This window comes from Gilliamella sp. B3022 (assembly GCF_028751545.1).
In the GTDB taxonomy this organism is placed as follows: Bacteria; Pseudomonadota; Gammaproteobacteria; order Enterobacterales; family Orbaceae; genus Gilliamella.
In genome coordinates, this window is sequence record NZ_CP071867.1 from 2160968 (window position 1) to 2180202 (window position 19235).

At 34.2% G+C, this 19235-nt stretch carries 18 protein-coding genes, 1 pseudogene and 1 riboswitch; of the genes and pseudogenes, 11 read left to right on the plus strand and 8 right to left on the minus strand.

The window, feature by feature from the left end; translation table 11 throughout:
* Positions 1–11 precede the first annotated feature (11 nt).
* The 8 genes and pseudogenes from eco (at position 12) to J4T76_RS09820 (ending at position 8208) form a co-directional block, all read left to right on the plus strand.
* Positions 12–506 (plus strand): serine protease inhibitor ecotin, encoded by a 495-nt coding sequence (gene eco / locus J4T76_RS09785; protein WP_267341342.1) that lies wholly within the window; start codon positions 12–14, stop codon positions 504–506.
* A 311-nt stretch (positions 507–817) separates the two neighbouring features.
* A complete protein-coding gene (locus tag J4T76_RS09790) occupies positions 818–1927 on the plus strand; it encodes an extracellular solute-binding protein (protein WP_267355922.1) in 1110 nt (369 codons plus the stop codon).
* Positions 1928–2071: 144 nt separating this feature from the next.
* Positions 2072–3166, plus strand: coding sequence for a putrescine ABC transporter ATP-binding subunit PotG (gene potG / locus J4T76_RS09795; RefSeq protein ID WP_443135242.1), 1095 nt, complete (start codon positions 2072–2074; stop codon positions 3164–3166).
* Between the two features lie 327 nt (positions 3167–3493).
* Positions 3494–4363 (plus strand): annotated as a pseudogene (potH, locus tag J4T76_RS09800) (putrescine ABC transporter permease PotH); the annotation flags it as partial.
* 243 nt (positions 4364–4606) lie between these two features.
* Entirely contained in the window at positions 4607–5365 is a 759-nt protein-coding gene (locus tag J4T76_RS09805; RefSeq protein ID WP_416380592.1) for an ABC transporter permease subunit, read from the plus strand.
* Positions 5366–5478: 113 nt separating this feature from the next.
* Positions 5479–5619: riboswitch (FMN riboswitch) on the plus strand.
* Positions 5620–5833: 214 nt separating this feature from the next.
* Positions 5834–6478 carry a 3,4-dihydroxy-2-butanone-4-phosphate synthase gene (gene ribB, locus J4T76_RS09810; RefSeq protein WP_267341336.1) on the plus strand — a complete coding sequence of 215 codons (645 nt, stop codon included), beginning with the start codon at positions 5834–5836 and terminating at the stop codon, positions 6476–6478.
* 1068 nt (positions 6479–7546) lie between these two features.
* Positions 7547–7870 (plus strand): DMT family transporter, encoded by a 324-nt coding sequence (locus J4T76_RS09815; RefSeq protein WP_267341334.1) that lies wholly within the window; start codon positions 7547–7549, stop codon positions 7868–7870.
* A 23-nt stretch (positions 7871–7893) separates the two neighbouring features.
* Positions 7894–8208, plus strand: a complete 315-nt coding sequence (locus J4T76_RS09820; RefSeq protein WP_267341332.1) for a DMT family transporter — start codon at positions 7894–7896, stop codon at positions 8206–8208.
* Between the two features lie 114 nt (positions 8209–8322).
* Here J4T76_RS09820 and J4T76_RS09825 read toward each other — a convergent pair whose 3' ends face one another.
* On the minus strand, positions 8323–8925 hold the full coding sequence (locus J4T76_RS09825) for a peroxiredoxin C (protein WP_267341331.1): 603 nt from the start codon (positions 8923–8925) through the stop codon (positions 8323–8325).
* Between the two features lie 121 nt (positions 8926–9046).
* Positions 9047–10354 (minus strand): ATP-dependent RNA helicase SrmB, encoded by a 1308-nt coding sequence (gene srmB / locus J4T76_RS09830; RefSeq protein WP_267355893.1) that lies wholly within the window; start codon positions 10352–10354, stop codon positions 9047–9049.
* A 425-nt stretch (positions 10355–10779) separates the two neighbouring features.
* Here srmB and trmA point away from each other — a divergent pair, with 425 nt between their 5' ends.
* The 3 genes from trmA (at position 10780) to J4T76_RS09845 (ending at position 14318) form a co-directional block, all read left to right on the plus strand.
* Positions 10780–11877 (plus strand): tRNA (uridine(54)-C5)-methyltransferase TrmA, encoded by a 1098-nt coding sequence (gene trmA, locus J4T76_RS09835; protein WP_267341328.1) that lies wholly within the window; start codon positions 10780–10782, stop codon positions 11875–11877.
* Positions 11878–12241: 364 nt separating this feature from the next.
* Positions 12242–12928 (plus strand): heavy metal response regulator transcription factor, encoded by a 687-nt coding sequence (locus J4T76_RS09840; RefSeq protein ID WP_267341327.1) that lies wholly within the window; start codon positions 12242–12244, stop codon positions 12926–12928.
* On the plus strand, positions 12915–14318 hold the full coding sequence (locus J4T76_RS09845; RefSeq protein ID WP_267341326.1) for a heavy metal sensor histidine kinase: 1404 nt from the start codon (positions 12915–12917) through the stop codon (positions 14316–14318). The genes J4T76_RS09840 and J4T76_RS09845 overlap by 14 nt, the downstream gene beginning before the upstream one ends.
* On the opposite strand, the gene J4T76_RS09850 is transcribed toward J4T76_RS09845, so the two are convergent.
* From J4T76_RS09850 to J4T76_RS09875, 6 genes are all read right to left on the minus strand, one after another.
* Entirely contained in the window at positions 14311–14511 is a 201-nt protein-coding gene (locus J4T76_RS09850) for a YaeP family protein (RefSeq protein ID WP_267341324.1), read from the minus strand. The genes J4T76_RS09845 and J4T76_RS09850 overlap by 8 nt on opposite strands.
* Before the next feature lie 40 nt (positions 14512–14551).
* Positions 14552–15514 carry a lipopolysaccharide heptosyltransferase RfaC gene (gene rfaC, locus J4T76_RS09855; RefSeq protein WP_416380591.1) on the minus strand — a complete coding sequence of 321 codons (963 nt, stop codon included), beginning with the start codon at positions 15512–15514 and terminating at the stop codon, positions 14552–14554.
* Positions 15514–16563: an ADP-heptose--LPS heptosyltransferase RfaF gene (gene rfaF / locus J4T76_RS09860; RefSeq protein ID WP_267341321.1), complete on the minus strand. Its 1050-nt coding sequence runs from the start codon at positions 16561–16563 to the stop codon at positions 15514–15516. Before rfaF ends, rfaC begins: the two co-directional genes overlap by 1 nt.
* A 15-nt stretch (positions 16564–16578) precedes the next feature.
* Entirely contained in the window at positions 16579–17505 is a 927-nt protein-coding gene (gene rfaD / locus J4T76_RS09865; protein WP_267341320.1) for an ADP-glyceromanno-heptose 6-epimerase, read from the minus strand.
* A 216-nt stretch (positions 17506–17721) separates the two neighbouring features.
* The gene (locus J4T76_RS09870) at positions 17722–18495 is read right to left on the minus strand and encodes a methyltransferase domain-containing protein (protein ID WP_267345911.1); all 774 of its coding nucleotides are present in this window, start codon (positions 18493–18495) and stop codon (positions 17722–17724) included.
* A gap of 3 nt (positions 18496–18498) precedes the next feature.
* Positions 18499–19230, minus strand: coding sequence for a 1-acylglycerol-3-phosphate O-acyltransferase (locus J4T76_RS09875; protein WP_267355891.1), 732 nt, complete (start codon positions 19228–19230; stop codon positions 18499–18501).
* Positions 19231–19235: the final 5 nt, after the last annotated feature.

Sequence of the window (19235 nt, forward strand, 5' to 3'; positions counted from 1 at the left end):
GAGATATAAAAATGAAAAAATTATTGTTATTGATGTTAATGAGTATAGTATTACCTGCATGTTCAACAACACCAAAACTAAATAATCCAGTTCAAAATGCCAATGACACCGCACCTTATCCGGTTGCTATGGCTGGTTATACTCGCTATGCAATTCACCTTCCTTCGTTGGCTAATGAAAATAAAGCAAGAGTGGAAGTTTTAATTGGTAAAGAGATGAATACCGATTGTAATGCACACAGATTAGGTGGAATGATTAAGCAGGAAGAATTAAAAGGATGGGGATACAACTACTACGTTGTTGATAAGGTTAATGATGGGATTTCAACGCTTATGGCTTGTCCTGAAGGCACGAATAAAAATCAATTTGTTACTATGAATCATAATTTGGGATTATTGGATTACAATAGTCGTTTACCAATTGTATTTTATGTACCAAGTGATTTAACAGTTAAATATCGTGTTTGGCAACCAGGCTCTAAATTACTTCAAGCGAGTGCCGAATAAAAGAAGTTAATTAACCGTTAATTTTCGGTGAAACAAGGATTGTTTGATTAAAATATAATCACTCAATCCTGAAACTCAAGATATTTGATTTTTTAAGTAGACATCTCAAAAAAAAAAGGTATTTTATCCCTCGTAATGCAAGGTATGTTCTACATGTTCATTAGCTTTATTAATGACTTGTAATGACCTGATTATCTCGGTTTCGCCATATAATTTAACAAGGATAATGGCAAAATTTGGGGGTCTGTTGTGTTTCACAATGGGCTTGTGTCTAACATGTAATATCCCTAACTAGAGGAGAAGTGGTGAGCATGTTTACTCAACGTAAAACAATTCTTTCAATCATAGCTGGTGTTTCACTAGCATTATCTCAATCTGCTATAGCCAAAGATCGTGTTGTGCATTTTTATAATTGGGCAGGTCAAATTGGTAATAGCACTATCAGCGATTTCGAAAAATCGACCGGAATCAAACTCGTTTATGATGTGTATGACTCTAATGAAGCTCTTGAAGGTAAGTTAATGGCTGGCCATTCTGGTTTCGATGTGGTTTCACCATCAGACAGTTTTTTAGAAAGACAGATTAAAGCTGATATTTATCTGCCATTAGATAAAAATAAATTGTCAAATTGGAAAAATCTTGATCCAAATTTAATGAAATTAATGGCTACCCATGATCCGGATAACAAGTATGCGATCCCTTATGTATGGATGACTACAGGTATCGGTTATAACATTGATAAAGTAAAAGAACGGCTTGGAGATGATGCTCCTGTTGATAGTTGGGATTTAGTTTTCAACCCTAAAAATATGGAAAAACTTAAAGATTGTGGTGTGGCATTTTTAGATGCACCAACTGAAATCTTTTCAAGTGCTCTAAAATACTTAGGCAAAGATCCAAATAGTACTGATGCCAAAGATTATACTGGCGCAGCTTATGAATTATTGTCAAAAGTCAGACCCTATATCCGTTATTTTCATTCATCTCAATATATTACTGATTTAGCAAATGGCGATATTTGTGTGATTTTAGGATGGTCTGGAGATATTTTACAATCTCGTGATAGAGCCAATGAAGCAAAAAATGGTGTGCACATCGGTTATCAAATTCCGAAAGAAGGCGCATTAGTGTTCTTTGATACATTTGCTATTCCAAAAGATTCTGCAAATCCTGATGAGGCGCATGAGTTTTTAAACTTCATTTTGAAACCAGAAATTGCTGCACAAGTGACTAATGATGTTAAGTTTGCAAGTGCAAATAAAGTTGCTAACGAACAGTTTGTAAATCCTGAGGTGAAAAACGATCCAGCGGTTTATCCAAGCTCGGAAGTGATGGAAAAGTTATTCACTTTAACGGTGAAAGAGCCTAAACTTGAACGTGTGATTACTCGCACATGGACAAAACTTAAAACAGGTAAATAACCGTTTGAAAGTGTCAATTAATTGACTTATTTATTCTAGACGGAGAGATTTAATGATCTTTCCGTCTCGTTTTTTATGGCTTGTTGTTATGAGGAAAAAAGCGTGAACGATAAAACAACAATTCAGGTACAGCCTAAAAAAAAGATGATAACTCCACTATTGGAGATCAAAAATTTAACGAAAGTTTTCAATGATGATTATTATGCTGTTGATGATATCAATTTAACCATTTACACCGGGGAAATTTTTGCTTTACTAGGTGCTTCTGGTAGCGGAAAATCGACATTATTACGGATGCTTGCTGGTTTTGAACAACCAACATCTGGACAGATTATTCTTGATGGTAAGGATTTATCCCAAGTCCCACCTTATAACCGTCCTATCAATATGATGTTTCAATCGTATGCTCTTTTTCCTCACATGACGGTTGCGCAAAATATAGCCTTCGGCCTAATTCAAGACAAATTAGAAATGAGTGAAATTAAGTATCGTGTTGAAGAAATGTTAGCACTTGTGCATATGGAAGAGTTTGGTAGGCGCAAACCACACCAATTATCTGGTGGACAAAGACAACGTGTCGCTTTAGCAAGAAGTTTGGCAAAAAGACCTAAATTACTCCTTTTAGATGAACCGATGGGAGCATTAGATAAACAACTGCGTGATCGAATGCAGCTTGAAGTTGTTAGCATCTTGGAGCAGGTGGGTGCTACTTGTGTAATGGTTACTCATGATCAAGAAGAAGCCATGACAATGGCAGGACGGATTGCGATTATGAACAAAGGACAATTTGTTCAAATTGGTGAGCCTGAAGAGATTTATGAACATCCAAATAGCCGTTATAGCGCCGAATTTATTGGTTCAGTCAATGTGTTTGACGGAATTTTGCAAGAAACTTTAGAAGATGGATTAATCATCAATTGTCCTATGATTAAACATCCTTTAAAAGTAGATTATGATTCACCCGCTGTTGAAGGTGTTCCTATTCAGGTTGCTTTACGGCCAGAAAAAATTAAACTTTGCGATGAAATACCAAAAGAAGGCTATAACTTTGCAACCGGTGAAGTGGTTGAAATTGCCTATTTAGGGGATCTTTCTATTTACCACGTTAAATTGCAAAGTGGACAAATTATTATTGCTCAACTGCAAAACGAACATCGATATCGTAAAGGAATGCCTACTTGGGGCGATACGGTTAATCTCAGTTGGGAAATTGATAGTTGCGTTGTACTTACTGAATAAACACAAGAGGATATATTGATGCGATCCATTTATTGTGGTTTGTTTCTTAATGCATTGGTGTTACTCAATGTTTATTTACGTTTTGTAGCTACAAATGCATTTGATAATTTATTTTTAGATGCTTTATTTGCCTCTATGGTATTAAGTCTATTATTATCTTGTTTAGGTGCATATTTAGTGCATTATAAACCTTCTAAATTTGCTTACCGTTTAGTTATAGCAGGCAGTATTTTATATATACCTGCTGGGGTAGGTTTAGTGGCGATTTATTTTGCATTTAGAAAGATGCGCCTACAACGAGATGATTCTGACTTGATGACATTATATGGGCGTTTATTGATTATAGCGATTCCTTATTTATGGATGCTATTACTATTTTTATTGCCATTTTTGATTGTTTTTCGCATCAGTTTTTCGGAAGCCGCTATCGCTGTGCCTCCTTATACAGATCTGTTGAGTTATGAAGATGGTCTACTTAATATTGTTTTAAATTTTGACAATTATTTTAATTTATTTGAAGATACTATCTACATAAATTCTTATTTACAATCATTAAAAGTAGCAGCAATTTCAACACTGTTATGTATTTTGATAGGTTACCCATTAGCTTGGGCTATATCACAATGTAAACCATCAAATCGAAATATTTTATTATTATTGATTATTTTGCCTTCTTGGACTTCATTTTTGATTCGTGTTTATGCGTGGATTGGTATTTTAAACCCTAATGGGCTTTTAAATAATTTCTTAATGTGGTTGGGAGTGATTGATCAGCCATTAATCATTATGAAAACCTATTTGGCGGTTTATATTGGTATTGTGTATTCATATCTACCATTTGTTGTATTACCTATATATACATCGTTAAGCAAAGTCGATACTACGCTTGTTGAAGCGGCTTTAGATTTAGGTAGTAAGCCAATTAATACCTTCTTTAGGATTATTGTCCCATTAACTAAAAATGGAGTTATTGCTGGAGGAATGTTGGTCTTTATTCCTGCGGTAGGGGAATATGTAATACCTGAACTGCTCGGTCCTTCGGACAGTTTAATGATAGGTACTCAATTATGGACTGAATTCTTTAATAATCATGATTGGCCAGCAGCTTCTGCTGTTGCAACAGTTATGTTATTAATATTAATTATTCCTATTTACTACTTTAATAAATTTCAGAATCGACAAATGGGAGATAAATAAATGAACAATTTACCATTAATTATGCGATCTGCATTGATTGTTTTTATCTCCTCATTCTTAGGTTCATTGGTGCTGTCGATGATAATTTCAGCGTCAGGGTTTGCTTTATTGGGTAGTGTTAGCTTATATGTGGGGTGTTTAGTATTTAGCCTTATTTTAACCGCAGTTGTAACAATATCGCTATTAGGTCGATGTTTAAAAGGATTAATTCTTATATTGTCTTTATCCTTTTTATATATCCCTATGATTATTTTAATCGTTTATTCATTTAACAGTTCAAGACTTGTAACGGTTTGGGCCGGATTTTCGTTCAAATGGTATTTTGAATTAATTCATAATGAAGCTTTACTTAAAGCCGTAGGATTAAGCTTAAGTATTGCTGCCGGCGCTGCTTCATTAGCAATTGTACTTGGTACCTTGGCTGCATTAGCCATTATTCGATTTAAAAAATTTCGCGGTTCTCATTTATTTTCCTTTATGACAACTGCACCCCTCGTTATGCCTGATGTAATCACTGGTTTGGCATTATTACTGTTATTTGTTGGGATGGGACAAGTGATTGGTTGGCCTAAAGAGCGAGGTGCAATGACTATTTTGATGGCTCATGCAACCTTCTGTACTGCATATGTGACAGTTGTTATTAGTGCCAGATTACGAGAGTTGGATAGGTCAATTGAAGAGGCTGCATTAGATTTAGGTGCAAATCCGTTGAAAGTATTTGTCATCATTACTTTACCTATGATTGCTCCAGCACTTGTTTCTGGTTGGTTGTTGGCATTTACCTTATCACTTGATGATGTGGTTATCGCTAATTTTGTAACAGGGCCAGGTGCAATGACATTACCAAAATTGATTTTTTCTAAAGTACGTTTAGGTGTCGATCCACAAGTTAATGCGTTAGCGACTATTATTTTATTAATTGTTGGTATTATTGGTTTCATTTCATGGATTTGGATGAGAGAAGTTGAAAAACAACATTTACGTGAAATTCGAATGAGTTGATGACATTATCGATTTCACTCATTGCCGCTTCATGCGGCAATTTTTTTTACTTAATAAAATAACCGTGTTTTTTCTTTTGTTTTATATTATAGTGTGTGCAGTCAGTTCGCTGATAAAATTCTCAGGGCGGGGTGCAATTCCCCACCGGTGGTTATAGCCCACGAGCGCTTAGTAAAAATCAATTTTATTAAGGACAAGCAGATTTGGTGAAATTCCAAAGCCGACAGTTAAAGTCTGGATGAAAGAGAGTGGCTTATCTTTTCTATATTTGCTTTTTTGCAAAATCACTATGGTCAAGCACTTGCCCTGATTCTGGTATTGAATATATTTATAATTTAACTAATTCAATTTTGATTTTGGTAAGGATTTTCATCAAGTGTTTACAACAAATATCTGTTTGAATTAGTTATATATCAATTGATTAGGAATAAATATAAATAACTTAATAAAACAGGATAGGTATCTACCATGAATCAGTTCAATTTAAATGAATTTGGAACACCAATCGAGCGAGTAGGAAAAGCGATTGCTTCAATCAAAGCTGGATCTGGCGTGTTAGTTTTAGATGACGAAGATCGTGAAAACGAAGGCGATATCATTTGGGCGGCGCAAACAATTACCACACAACAAATGGCGCTAACTATTCGATATGGTAGTGGTATTGTTTGTTTATGCATGCCGCAATCTTATTGTGACAAATTAGAATTGCCTATGATGGTAGCCAATAACACCAGTAAAAATCATACCGCTTTTACCATTACTATTGAAGCTGCAAATGGTGTTACCACTGGTGTATCAGCCGCAGATAGGGTAACCACTGTAAAAGCTGCCGTTGCTGATAATGCAAAAGCCAGTGATTTAAATCATCCTGGTCATGTATTTCCATTAGTTGCTAAAGAAGGCGGTGTATTGAATCGACGAGGACATACTGAAGCATCAGTTGATCTGGTTTCTTTAGCTGGTTTTAAACCTGCTGCAGTAATTTGTGAGTTGACTAATGATGATGGTTCGATGGCGAGAGCACCACAAGTTGTCGAATTTGCAAAACAGCATCATTTACCTGTTGTTACAATCGAAGATATTGTAACTTATCGTAATACTTTTCATATCTAACATCTCACATATGGATGTAAACTGTCGGATTAACTATTCGGCAGGGACATCCTATGATTAAACGTATCATTGAACATTAATATATTCACTAATTTATGTTTCATCAAGCGGTTAGCCTTTCAGATAAATTATGTCACGTTAGCGTCTATTATTTATAATAACGCATTATAACAGCTTGCCAATCAACATCCATTCCAATAATTAATTTTCAAAAAAACTGACTTTAATGTCGCATTGAAAAATAAAAGACGGTGATGATTTATTTATAATGCCAAAATATATTCTGATTTTATTGAATAATGAGATCAAAAATCGATCTATTGTCATAGTTATCGGCAGTTACTTAGTATGGATACAATAATATGATTATCTTAGGTATAAAACTACTGATCGTTTCACTCACCAACTTAGTTCTTATGCTAGTTTAAATTTTTCTGGGCAATATTATTTAATAAAATCTTTATTCTATAGTCGGCATAGATCATCAGTTCAATGAACCCTTGTTAGACGAAGGGAATTTTGTAATTTTAAAAAATTCAGTAAAGGGTAGAATAACCATTAATAGGATTAACACTACGATTTATAACGAGTTTGAGTGGATAGTTTTTGTCATTACTAAACTTTCATTTTAGTTTTTATTGTTTTAATAGTCATCAAAGTTACTATCATAATTTATTATTATGATGGAAATAATCTAGCTTTTTATGTTATTTTTTGTTTTCGTTTTATACTCTAATTTGAGTCATAAATATATGAAACATTGAATAATAACAATTTTATTCTTGATTTTTGAGCTTTTTCAGTATAGAATATATTATAAGTATGATAAATAAGAATAAAATTTTTTAGGGACGATAGAGGTTTCAATTTCATACTAATTTTGAAAATTCTAATTAGCATTCAATCAAATTGTTTCTTTGCAAATAATATTTAAGTTCTCTTGGTGGCAAATGCTTTGTTTGCGAACCATCTTTAGTTTTGTTGATTCTCATTGGCAAAATAGCAGAATTAGCAATTTATCTAATATAAATTGCATAAAAAATAGATAGTAACAAAAACGGGGTAACTATGTTTAGCGCGAATAAAGAGTGGGTATTTGTGATAATGACCTGCTTTTTTGAATTGTGTTGGGTGTTTGGTTTCGCTACTGCTAGTCAATGGTGGCACTGGGTTATTATTATACTGATAATTTTTATTGATTTTACGTTTTTAACGAACGCATGCAAAACTATCCCTACTGGTACTGTGTATGCAATATTTTCTGGTGTCGGAGCAGTTGGCTCATTAATTATTGATATGGTAGTGTTTGGTAAAGAAATTAAACTTATTGAAATATTTTTTGTTGCACTAATTATTATTGGCGTTGTGCAACTTAAACGAGCAGATAGCTGATCAACTGAAATTTGGGTTACAATATGGGATGGTTATTTATTTTAACAGCTGCAATTTTTGAAGTAATAGGCGCTATTGGTCTTAAGCTTTATTCGCAACGAAAAAGCCTGTTTCGATTAATGCTCTATTGGGGTGGTTTTTTTGTTTCATTCACTTTATTTTATTTTTCACTTCATTATTTAGATTTAAGTATAGTTTATCCAGTATGGGTAGGACTTGGTACTTCAGGTGCGGTGTTAGCTAATATGTTCATTTTTAATGAACCGAAAAATCTTCAACGTTTATCTGGGCTTGCTTTTATTATTGTCGGAATTGTGGGATTACACGTTACGCTATAGTCAAAAAAAAGCGTTATGCACTGCAATTATTTAAAGAAAAAAATACCGGAGATAAACTCCGGTTCAGCAAAGTGTAAGCTAAAAGGATGTATGAATAAAAAAGAAAATAGTGTACTAAATCTCGTTACCATGTTGTTTTAGGTAGCTAGCAACACCGTTTGGATTGGCCTGCATACCTTGTTTACCTTTAGTCCATTGAGCAGGACAAACTTCTCCGTGTTCTTCATGGAATTGGAAAGCATCCACAATGCGAATCATTTCATCAATATTACGACCAATTGGTAGATCATTGATGGTTTCATGACGAACAATACCTGATTTATCAATGAAGAATGATGCGCGAAGAGCAACACCCGCTTCAGGATGTTCAACACCATAAGCTTGCATAATTGAATGTTTTATATCAGCAACAATTGGGAATTTCACTTCACCAATACCGCCTTTATCTTGTGGAGTATTACGCCATGCATTGTGCACATATTGTGAATCCATCGAAACCCCAATGATCTCAACGCCACGTTTTTTAAATTCTTCTAAACGATGATCGAAAGCGATGATTTCTGATGGACATACAAAAGTAAAATCCATTGGCCAAAAAAATACAACAGCATATTTACCATTAATATGTTTAGCTAAATTGAAATTTTCAACGATTTCACCTGTACCTAACACTGCTGCTGATGTAAAATCTGGGGCTTTACGAGTGACTAATGTCATAATGCTTCTCCTAACTATTTAATGCAATCTAATATGCTGAACATTATAGCAATTTAAACTTACACTCCAAGTTGTTATAAACAATTGATACCATAAGTTTAAACTATTAACTAATAAATTATTATTCGGTGGTATTTATTAATTTCTTCGGTTTACCTTTATTTTTGGTGTCACGATGGCGCAGTTTGATCTTTTTCTTTTTGTTATCTTCTTTTTTGGCTGTACTTTTCAATTTGGCTTTTTGTGATGGTTTTTTCTTAGTCGCCGATTTTGGGGTTTTTGTTTTTGGACGTAACTCATCAATAGTTCGTAATTTTATTGGTTCTTTGATGTAACGCTCAATTTTTTGTAACAATTCGTAGTCGTGAGCTTCGATCAGCATAATAGCGGTTCCTTTTTTTCCGGCGCGCGCAGTACGACCAATACGATGTAAATAAACATCGGCTGTTTTAGGTGCATCAAAATTAATAACATGGGTAACATCATCAATATCAATGCCACGAGCAGCAACATCAGTAGCAACCAGAACATTAACAGTATTGTTGTTCATTCGTTTAATAGCTTCGTTACGTTTAGCTTGCACCATTTCACCTTCTAAATAACAGCTATGGATACCGGCTTGATGTAATACACTAACTAGTTCATGCACTCGTTCACGCTTACGTACAAAAATGATCGTTTTTTTGAAATCTTCTTGTTTTAATAAATGAATGAGCAGAGCCTCTTTATGTTCTAAATTATCCGATCGATAATAGAACTGTAAAATCTTTTTACGTTCTTTGCGTGAAGGATCGGCATTAATCTCAATAGGTTCGTTTAATATTCGATTAGCAAAACTATGTAATCCTTTACCTTCAAGGGTAGCTGAAAAAAGTAGAGTTTGTTTGCGCCAGCGAGTTTCAGCAGATATGGTTTCAACATCTTGTGAAAACCCCATATCTAACATGCGGTCTGCTTCATCTAAAATGAGCATTTCAACAGCTCGACAGTCAAAATTTTCTTCTTTAATGTATTGTAATAAGCGTCCAGTTGTTGCAATCACGATATCTTGATTTTTACTGAATACTTCAGCGTGATTCATATAAGCAACGCCCCCAGTGATTGTAGCAATGCTTAAATGAGTGGATTGAGTTAAGAGTTTCGCTTGCTCAGCTATTTGCATAGCTAGCTCTCGAGTAGGTGTTAAAATCAAAATACGAGGAGGTCCTGGTTTACGACGTGGAAAATCCAATATATGTTGGACAGCCGGAATTAAAAATGCAAGTGTCTTACCTGTACCTGTTGGTGCTGAACCTAAAATATCTTTTCCCTCTAATGCGACGGGAATCGTTTGAGCTTGGATCACTGTTGGCGTGTGGATGTTTTGTGTTTGAAGATTTTGAATTAAAATCTCTTCTAATTCTAAATCTGAAAAAGTTTTTGCAGTCATATTGATCATTCTATCTTAAATTTTGTGACACATTATAACGGCAATCGTTATAACTACAATCAATAAAACGTAGTGAGTAACTCACATTCATACTCATTTCAATTATTTTACGATATCTCATTTAAAAATAATCCAATGCTGTATAAAAAAGTTTAAGGTTAAGCATACATTTAAGTATAATAATTACGAATGATTTACTCATTAATTTTATCAATGCTTGTAACATTGACTTTATTTATATTACACTTTATCTTTAAGTTAAAATACCAAGCACAATTTGGCTATTATTAGGTAAAAATAACAGATAGACTTAATGTCTACTTTATGGATACTATGATTTACTTAATGAGTTAAAACAATTGTGTTGTTATTTTATCATAGACAATAATTCTTTTAACAATTTGCAAAATCATCCACTACTGAATATGACTGAAATTTTTTCGACCGATAAATATAATCTTCAACTTAAAAATAAAACAACTCATTTAAAAACAATTTTTAGCGATTTCTCTCTTCCAGAATTACAGGTTTATCGTTCACCTATCAGTCATTATCGTATGCGTGCTGAATTTAGAATTTGGCATGATGGTATAGACATTTACCATATTATGTATGACAAAAAGACAAAAAAGCGCACACGAATAGATGATTTCCCAATTGCGACAAAATTGATTAATCAGGCAATGAAAGCCATTTTACCCCTGCTTAAGCATAATCAATTATTACGTCATTTATTGTTTCAGATAGATTATTTTTCAACAATGAGTGGACAATTACTTATTACGCTTCTGTATCATAAAAAGTTAGGTGATGATTGGATTAATGAAGCAAATAAGCTTAAGCAACAACTTGCGGTGCAGGGGATCAATGCTAATATCGTTGGAAGAGCAAGTAATCAAAAAATTGCCATTGATGTCGATTATGTTGATGAATCTTTACCTGTATTGGATAGAACCTTTATTTATCGACAAGTAGAAAATAGTTTTACTCAACCTAATGCCGCAGTGAATATCAAAATGCTTGAATGGGCAATTTCAGTGACAAAAGATTTGTCAGGTGATCTACTTGAATTTTATTGTGGCAATGGTAATTTTTCTATTGCTTTGGCTCAGAACTTTCGTAAAGTGTTAGCGACAGAAATAGCAAAGGCATCAGTATATTCAGCGCAATATAATATTGCGATAAATCAAATTGATAATTTAATTATTGCACGTTTATCCGCCTCTGAGTTCACCAGTGCCATTAAAAAAGAACGTGAATTTAATCGATTGAAAGATATTAATCTTGATGATTATCAATGCCAAACGGTATTGGTTGATCCGCCTCGTGCTGGATTAGACAATGACACAATGAATATGCTTAAAAGTTACAATACGATTATTTATATATCTTGTAATCCTCTTACTTTACGGAATAATTTACAGCAATTGATAGAAACTCATAGTATTAAGCATTTTGCTATGTTTGACCAGTTCCCGTATACCGATCATATTGAAAGTGGTGTTGTGTTACATAAAAAATAGATATAGGCATACCCAAGAATGGTTAAGTTTGCTAAAATAACTGCACTTCATACCAAAATAATTATTAATTCATTGGTTAATAGAAGTTGATAATCTCGCTTTTGATAAAAAAAAACCCTAGATAAACTAGGGCTGCATTAAATTGCAAGGAATGGATGAAAGGAAATAAAACAATGAAACAATAATGTCTAGCCTCATGAATCATTGTTTGAATACTATAACAAAACTAAACAAACGAATTAATGACCATAAAATTACAATATAGTCATTAAAATGTCATGATGCCATTTGGCTTTTTCAGATATCCTACTACAGCAGTATACATTTTCGATAATCAAATAAATTAACAAAGGAAATACTCAAAATGAAATTGTTAGTTGTTGAAGATGAACATAAAACAGGTGAGTATCTTCGTCAGGGGTTAATTGAATCAGGTTTTATTGTTGACTTAACTGATAACGGTCTAGATGGCTATCATAGAGCCATGACAGAAGATTATGATTTAATTATTCTCGATGTCATGTTGCCAGATATAGTTGGCTGGAAAATCGTCCAATCATTACGTGAAGCAGGAAAAGACACACAAATTATTTTTCTCACAGCAATGGGGAGTGTTGAAGATAAAGTCAAAGGGTTAAACTTAGGTGGGGATGATTATTTAGTTAAACCGTTTTCTTTTGCTGAATTACTGGCAAGAGTAAAATCTTTACTTAGGCGCAATGTTCCACAAGTCAACAATTATCAATTAAGCATTGCGGATTTGGTAATGGATTTACCTAAAAGAACCGTAACGCGAGCAGATAAAAGAATTGATTTAACCAATAAAGAATTTCTGTTATTAGAGTATTTTTTACGTTATCCAGGTGAAGTATTACCAAGATCACTGATTGCATCACAAGTTTGGGATATGAATTTTGATAGTGATACCAATGTCATTGATGTAGCAATTAGACGATTACGCAATAAAATTGATGCTGGATTTGAACCTAAATTAATTCATACTGTACGTGGAATGGGGTATAAATTGGATGTATTGGATGAAGCGGACTAAAATTATTTCTTTTCGTTTACCACTAATTGTTTGCTTACTTACTTGTGGGCTTCTTTATTGTTTTAGTTATCTTATTGAAAGTTCTTTTGAAAAATTTTCTATTCAGCAAAATGTATCAGAGTTGAATTCAGTTATCTCCTCAATAGAACGTGAACTCATTTATTATTCACCTAAAGATAATCATGATGAGCTTTTCCAAAACTTATTGTTGATATTAACCGGGCATCATCACTTGTTTGTTTATATCATTGATGATTCAGGTAAAGTTCTTTATCGTACCCGTGGTCCTAATCTAGCAGTTGCTTTGAAACCTGCTAGCTTGGAAAAGATTATTACAGATCACTCAACAACTGTATCGAATATGAGTAAATCCTCATATCGAGTTGCGGCGTCAAGAGTTATACTTGATAATAAAAAGCAATACACCACTATTGTGGCTGTTGGTCGCGATTTACAACTTGAATTTATTAGCCGATTAAGAAGTGGTTTAGGTTTACTTATTGCCATTTCTTGTGTTTTAGCATTAATTGGATCGTTTATCTCAATTTATTTTACCCAGAAACCGATTAACCGACTCATTAGGAAGATAGAAAAAATCAATCTTAAAAGTTTGAATTATCGAATACCAACTTCCTCAGTACCAACTAAATATATTAGCTTAGTAAGAGCATTCAATAAAATGCTTACTCGTATGGAGGATGTGTTTCAGCGTCAACGTAATTTTACGGCTGATATCGCTCATGAAATGCGAACACCGATTACTAATCTCACCACTCAAACACAAATTGTGTTGAATAATGCTAGATCAACCGAAGAGTATCGAGAAATTTTGTACTCCAATTTGGAAGAGTATGAAAAAATGTCACAAATGATCTCAGATATGCTTTTTTTAGCTCAAGCCGATAATCAACAGCTAGTGCCAAATCTTATTGATATTGATTTGGTTAGTATGCTTACTATGATGTGTGACTATTTTGAACCGCTTACTGATGAGAAAAATATTACATTTAATTTAGAGGGCAGCTGTTCACATATTCAAGGCGATAAACTTATGTTAGGTCGAGCGATAAGTAATATCTTGTCCAATGCAATTCGTTATACTCCTCAAAATGAGGTGATTAACATTACTTTAAGTCAACCTTCTGAAAAAAGAGTAAAAATCATCATTGCTAATCCAGGTAAAAAAATTGATAGCCGGCATTTGCCTCATCTTTTTGATCGTTTTTATCGAGTAGATGAATCACGTCATCGTAATGGTAATGATAATTCAGGTGCTGGAATAGGATTGGCAATTGTTAAATCCATTATTCAGACACATAAGGGATCGATTTCCGTTAAGTCTGATGATATATCTACTCGTTTTATTATTACTTTACCAACTGTTATCTAACCTCATAATCACTAATCAATAAATTAGCTGCTGCATAGGCAGCTTTATTTTTAAGGTCTTGAGGAACATTCTCGCAATCCACTACTTCATTTAAAACTAACATTACTGCCCCTAAGGCATCATCAATGTAACCTAGTTCATTACTACCAATTTGGGCATATTTTTCACGAATGAGTTCACAATATTTATTCATTAAAATGCTTCCTGTTATTTTTTGTAATCTTTATGTCTTGTTATAAAAGCTGAGTCAACTGTTGGTATACTTGCTCGGCTTGAATGGTGTGCATGTTCTTTTCCGGTGAAATTATGCTAAATTGATTTTTGCCATAGCCACCGATTAATTTTGGATCAGTTTTACCAAATAGAGTAATATTTGGGCGATCTAATGCGGCAGTTAAATGGCTTAATCCTGTATCAACTGAAACAACTGCTTTTGCTCCAGCAATAATCGCTGCAACATCAGACAGTGATAGTTTTGGTAACACATCGACATGTTTAAAACCTTGTGCAAGACGAACAGCTCTTTGCTGTTCGTGCGTAGCTCCCCAAGGTAATTTTATCTTTAGTCCTGTAGATTCGGTCAGTTTAATTAACTTTCTCCATTCTTCTTCTGTCCAATGTTTTTCATCTCGTGTTGTGGCATGTAAAAAAACAAGATATTGCTGATTATCGTTCGGTAAAGACGACAAAAAATGGCGGGCAATCGCATAATCGCCCATTGAATCAGGCAGTTGGTATTGTAAGCTTTGTGCAAATAACATTCTAACTCGTTCAATAGCATGCATTTGTTTGGGAATATAATGCTCCACATCATAAAACCAACTGGCAATAGGCTCTTTAATACTTTGACGATCCAAACCATGCTTTGTGCCGCGTGCTTTATGAGTAATAAGAAAAGCGCTTTTAATGAGCCCTTGTGCATCAATAATACAATCGTATTTTTGTTGTCTAAGGGTTTGGATAAATGCCTGGCGTTCCTGACGAGTTTTTTTGGCAAACCAACTTTTTCGCCAACGTCTAATAGCAACGGGTATCACATTGTTCACGGCATAGTGCCAACTGGGTATTTGAGAAAAATTTTCTTCAACCACCCAATCGAAAGTAATATTCGATAGGTTATTTGCCGCATCTGTTAATGCGGGTAGGGTATGCAGAACATCACCCATTGATGAGGTTTTAACGACTAAGACTCGCATCATCCTTTACTCTTTTTGGTACGCATAATAAGATTCATCAAAGTCTCAAATACATTACTGGGTTTAATATCAATCAAACTTTGATGATAGCCTTGTTCAGCATCGCCTTTACGTATACGATGATAACCTGTGATTAAACGAATAACCTCAGCTTTATTTGATAATGGAGGAGTAAACTCTGGACTACTTGGACCATATAATGCTACTAAGGGTTTATCCAATGCAGCCGCGACATGCATTAATCCAGTATCATTGGTCACAATCGCTTTACATGCAGCAATTAAACTGACGGCCTGTTCTAGCTGGGTTTTACCCGCTAAGTTGATACATTTATCACCATACACCATTTTTGCAATAATCTGATCACCAACTTCTCGATCTTTGGCTGAACCCAAAATTATAATTCTCGCATTTTGTTTAATCAACATATCAGCAAGAGTAGCATAATGATAATCTGGCCAACGTTTAGCCGGTCCAAATTCTGCACCAGGGCAAAAGCCAATTAATGGTTCATCTTGTGGAAGTGCAAAAGTTACTAATGCCTCATCAACTTCAGATTGTTCTATATTCAGTTTTGGCCACAATAGTGGCTGTGGTAGATCTTTTGCTGAATGTATTTGATTTTTTGGATAAGCAAGAGCAACATAGCGCTCAACCATCAATGGAAATGCTGATTTGTTAAGATTGCGAATATCATTTAATAATCCATAACGTAGTTCACCTTTCCAGCCCGTACGTTTGGGAATATTGGCATAAAATGGAATGAGTGCAGACTTAAATGAATTTGGCAAAACAATAGCTTGATCATAATGGCTAGAACGGAGTGATTTACCTATTTGACGACGTTCAGCGAAAGCAAACTCACCATGACCTATTGGCATCTCAAGCACTTGGTTGACTTCTGGCATTTTATTTAATAAAGCTTGACTCCAAGTGGGTGCCATAACATCAATTTTGTTATTCGGATCAAGCTGCTTTAAAGTACGGTATAGGCTTTGTGACATCATCATATCACCAACCCACGAAGGACCAATAATGAGAGTTTTCATCTTATCAATACCTTACTATTGTTGATTCAGCCATTTCATATATTCAGTCGTACCTTCCGTCACTGTTTTAAATTGAATTGGACATCCAGTCTCTCTAAGTTTAGTTAGATCAGCCTGAGTAAAGCTTTGGTACCGTCCTTTGAGGTTATCAGGAAACGGAATATAATTTATTTCCCCTTTTTTATGATAATTCACTACAGCGTCAGCAACGGTTTGGAATGATTCTGCTCGACCGGTTCCACAGTTAAAAATACCTGAAAATTCATTTTCCCAAAACCATAAATTGACATCAACGACGTCGTTTACATAAATAAAATCGCGTTTGAAGTTATCACTTCCTTCAAATAATTTCGGTTTTTCACCTTTGTTAATCTGTTCATTTAAATGAAATGCAACACTCGCCATGCTACCTTTATGTGATTCACGTGGTCCATATACATTAAAATAACGAAATCCACAAACTTGTGAGTTAGCTTTAGGTAAGATTTGTCTAACATATTGGTCAAACTGAAATTTAGAATAGCCATAAACATTCAATGGTTTTTCATAAGCACGATCTTCAATGAAGTTATCACTGCGACCACCATAAGTAGCTGCAGAAGAGGCATATAAAAATGGAATATTAAAATCTAAACAGAAATGTAATAAGTCTTTCGAATATTGATAGTTATTTTCCATCATAAATTTGCCATCCCATTCCGTGGTGGATGAGCAAGCACCTTGATGAAAAATAACATCTATATCCATATTTTCACCCGCTACAACTAATGAGATAAATTCGTCTTTATCCATATAGTCAGCGATATCTAAATCAGCTAAATTTGTAAACTTCGTGCCGTCGGTTAAATCATCTACCACTAATATATTTTTATGTCCGCGGTCATTTAACCCTTTAACGATATTACTACCAATAAAACCAGCACCACCAGTTACAACGATCATATCTAATTCCTTAACCAATAAATTGAATCTTCTTATCATACCGATTTACGACAAATTTTTCGAGTGATGATTTATTTTCACCGCCATCATGCATTGAAAACGCCTATTTAAATCTCATAATTGCTTAAGCACTCATCGTCTAAATAGTTGATAAAATAATCAAGATATGACGCATTAAATAGGAAATAACCTTTTTGATAGATTGAATCAAATTATCTATGGATTCTTTTTTGCTGTGACTAAAATATATCTTGCTAAATTAAGATAAGGTTCAGATCGACAATATTGTTTTTCCAGTTCTAATAGTTGTTCAAAGTGTGTTTCGGCCTTGGATTTATTAGCTAGATAGTCATGGAAAAGACGGATTCCTGTTTTCTGTAAAATAGTAAAATTCAACTGGGTAATCCAATGATAGACATCTTTAGGATCTCTTGGAAAATCAGGGGAAAGAGTCTTTCTTTTACGTTTCGCAAGACCAGCTTGCGTATAACCAAAATTGCCCAATGTAATTGTTTTAAATAGCAGTCCATGATAGTTATAAAACATTAATGATAAATAACCGTTTACCTTTAAATGTTTTTTTAATGATTGGATTAATTCAATTGGTTCGGCAACCCATTCTAAAACTGCGTGACAAATAACAATATCAAACTGTTCATCAAGTAAAGTATGAAGTTGCTGTATTGAACAACAAAGGCAATTGATTTTAATATTTTCTGCGTCAGCTTTTTGTTTTGCTAGCTCAAGCATTTGTTTCGAAATGTCACAGATTGTAACATGGTGACCCAGTTTAGCTAGTCTACATGCGATTTGACCTTGTCCACCACCAGCATCCAGGATAGTTAATGGTTTATGTGAAGGCCAGTGAGCTAAGATGTTTTCAAGTTCTTGCCAAACTACTGCTTCACGAATTCGGCCTTTGGTTGTGCCATAGATATTTTGTGCAAATTTGTTACTTATATCATCAAAGTTACGATCTTGTTTACTCATAAATTACTTTTGATTATTCAGTTGTTGTACTTCAGCATTAATATGCACTATTTTGTTAGACATTTGGGCATAGCACTCTTCCATTAATGCTTTAGCATCTTTTTTATGGAGATGTTTAGTTTCAATTGGATCGAGCATTTCGACAATCCTATACCCATTATTGAAACGATTTAACTTAATATTATTCGTCTCTGATACACAAATTGGCACAATAGGTACACCCGCTGCAATTGCTGCTTTAAAAGCACCAGTTTTAAATGGTAACAGTCCTCGACCACGACTACGCGTACCTTCAGGGAACATCCAGATAGAAATACCACGATTTTGAATTTCTCTAACGACTTGTTCAATGGTATCGTGTGCTTTTGATCTTTTATTGCGATCAATGAGTATGTTACCTGTTAGGTAATAGAGTTGCCCAAAAAATGGAATCCAAGCTAAACTTTTTTTGCCAACGGTAACGGTTTTCGGTTGTACTATCCCGCCAGCAACAACCATATCATAATTATTTTGATGGTTAGCAATATAAACACAACTTCCCATTTTACTAATGTTAGAATTGGACCGTGTAATGACAGTGATACCAAATATAGGTTGAAATAATGAACTGAATAAATGGGCAAATTTTGCTACATTTTTAGGATTTCTTGGATTAAATAAACAAAAAATTACCCCTAAAACACAAATTATCATTCCTGTTATAATTACAAAAATTAAGCGAAAAAGAAAAACCATAATTT

Excerpts from the sequence above, each read along its gene's own strand:
- eco (WP_267341342.1), top strand. The coding sequence starts at position 12 with ATGAAAAAATTATTGTTATTGATGTTAATGAGTATAGTATTACCTGCA.
- J4T76_RS09790 (WP_267355922.1), top strand. The coding sequence starts at position 818 with ATGTTTACTCAACGTAAAACAATTCTTTCAATCATAGCTGGTGTTTCA.
- potG (WP_443135242.1), top strand. The coding sequence starts at position 2,072 with ATGATAACTCCACTATTGGAGATCAAAAATTTAACGAAAGTTTTCAAT.
- J4T76_RS09805 (WP_416380592.1), top strand. The coding sequence starts at position 4,607 with ATGATTATTTTAATCGTTTATTCATTTAACAGTTCAAGACTTGTAACG.
- ribB (WP_267341336.1), top strand. The coding sequence starts at position 5,834 with ATGAATCAGTTCAATTTAAATGAATTTGGAACACCAATCGAGCGAGTA.
- J4T76_RS09815 (WP_267341334.1), top strand. The coding sequence starts at position 7,547 with ATGTTTAGCGCGAATAAAGAGTGGGTATTTGTGATAATGACCTGCTTT.
- J4T76_RS09820 (WP_267341332.1), top strand. The coding sequence starts at position 7,894 with ATGGGATGGTTATTTATTTTAACAGCTGCAATTTTTGAAGTAATAGGC.
- J4T76_RS09825 (WP_267341331.1), bottom strand. The coding sequence starts at position 8,925 with ATGACATTAGTCACTCGTAAAGCCCCAGATTTTACATCAGCAGCAGTG.
- srmB (WP_267355893.1), bottom strand. The coding sequence starts at position 10,354 with ATGACTGCAAAAACTTTTTCAGATTTAGAATTAGAAGAGATTTTAATT.
- trmA (WP_267341328.1), top strand. The coding sequence starts at position 10,780 with ATGACTGAAATTTTTTCGACCGATAAATATAATCTTCAACTTAAAAAT.
- J4T76_RS09840 (WP_267341327.1), top strand. The coding sequence starts at position 12,242 with ATGAAATTGTTAGTTGTTGAAGATGAACATAAAACAGGTGAGTATCTT.
- J4T76_RS09845 (WP_267341326.1), top strand. The coding sequence starts at position 12,915 with ATGAAGCGGACTAAAATTATTTCTTTTCGTTTACCACTAATTGTTTGC.
- J4T76_RS09850 (WP_267341324.1), bottom strand. The coding sequence starts at position 14,511 with ATGAATAAATATTGTGAACTCATTCGTGAAAAATATGCCCAAATTGGT.
- rfaC (WP_416380591.1), bottom strand. The coding sequence starts at position 15,514 with ATGCGAGTCTTAGTCGTTAAAACCTCATCAATGGGTGATGTTCTGCAT.
- rfaF (WP_267341321.1), bottom strand. The coding sequence starts at position 16,563 with ATGAAAACTCTCATTATTGGTCCTTCGTGGGTTGGTGATATGATGATG.
- rfaD (WP_267341320.1), bottom strand. The coding sequence starts at position 17,505 with ATGATCGTTGTAACTGGTGGTGCTGGTTTTATTGGTAGTAATATCGTT.
- J4T76_RS09870 (WP_267345911.1), bottom strand. The coding sequence starts at position 18,495 with ATGAGTAAACAAGATCGTAACTTTGATGATATAAGTAACAAATTTGCA.
- J4T76_RS09875 (WP_267355891.1), bottom strand. The coding sequence starts at position 19,230 with ATGGTTTTTCTTTTTCGCTTAATTTTTGTAATTATAACAGGAATGATA.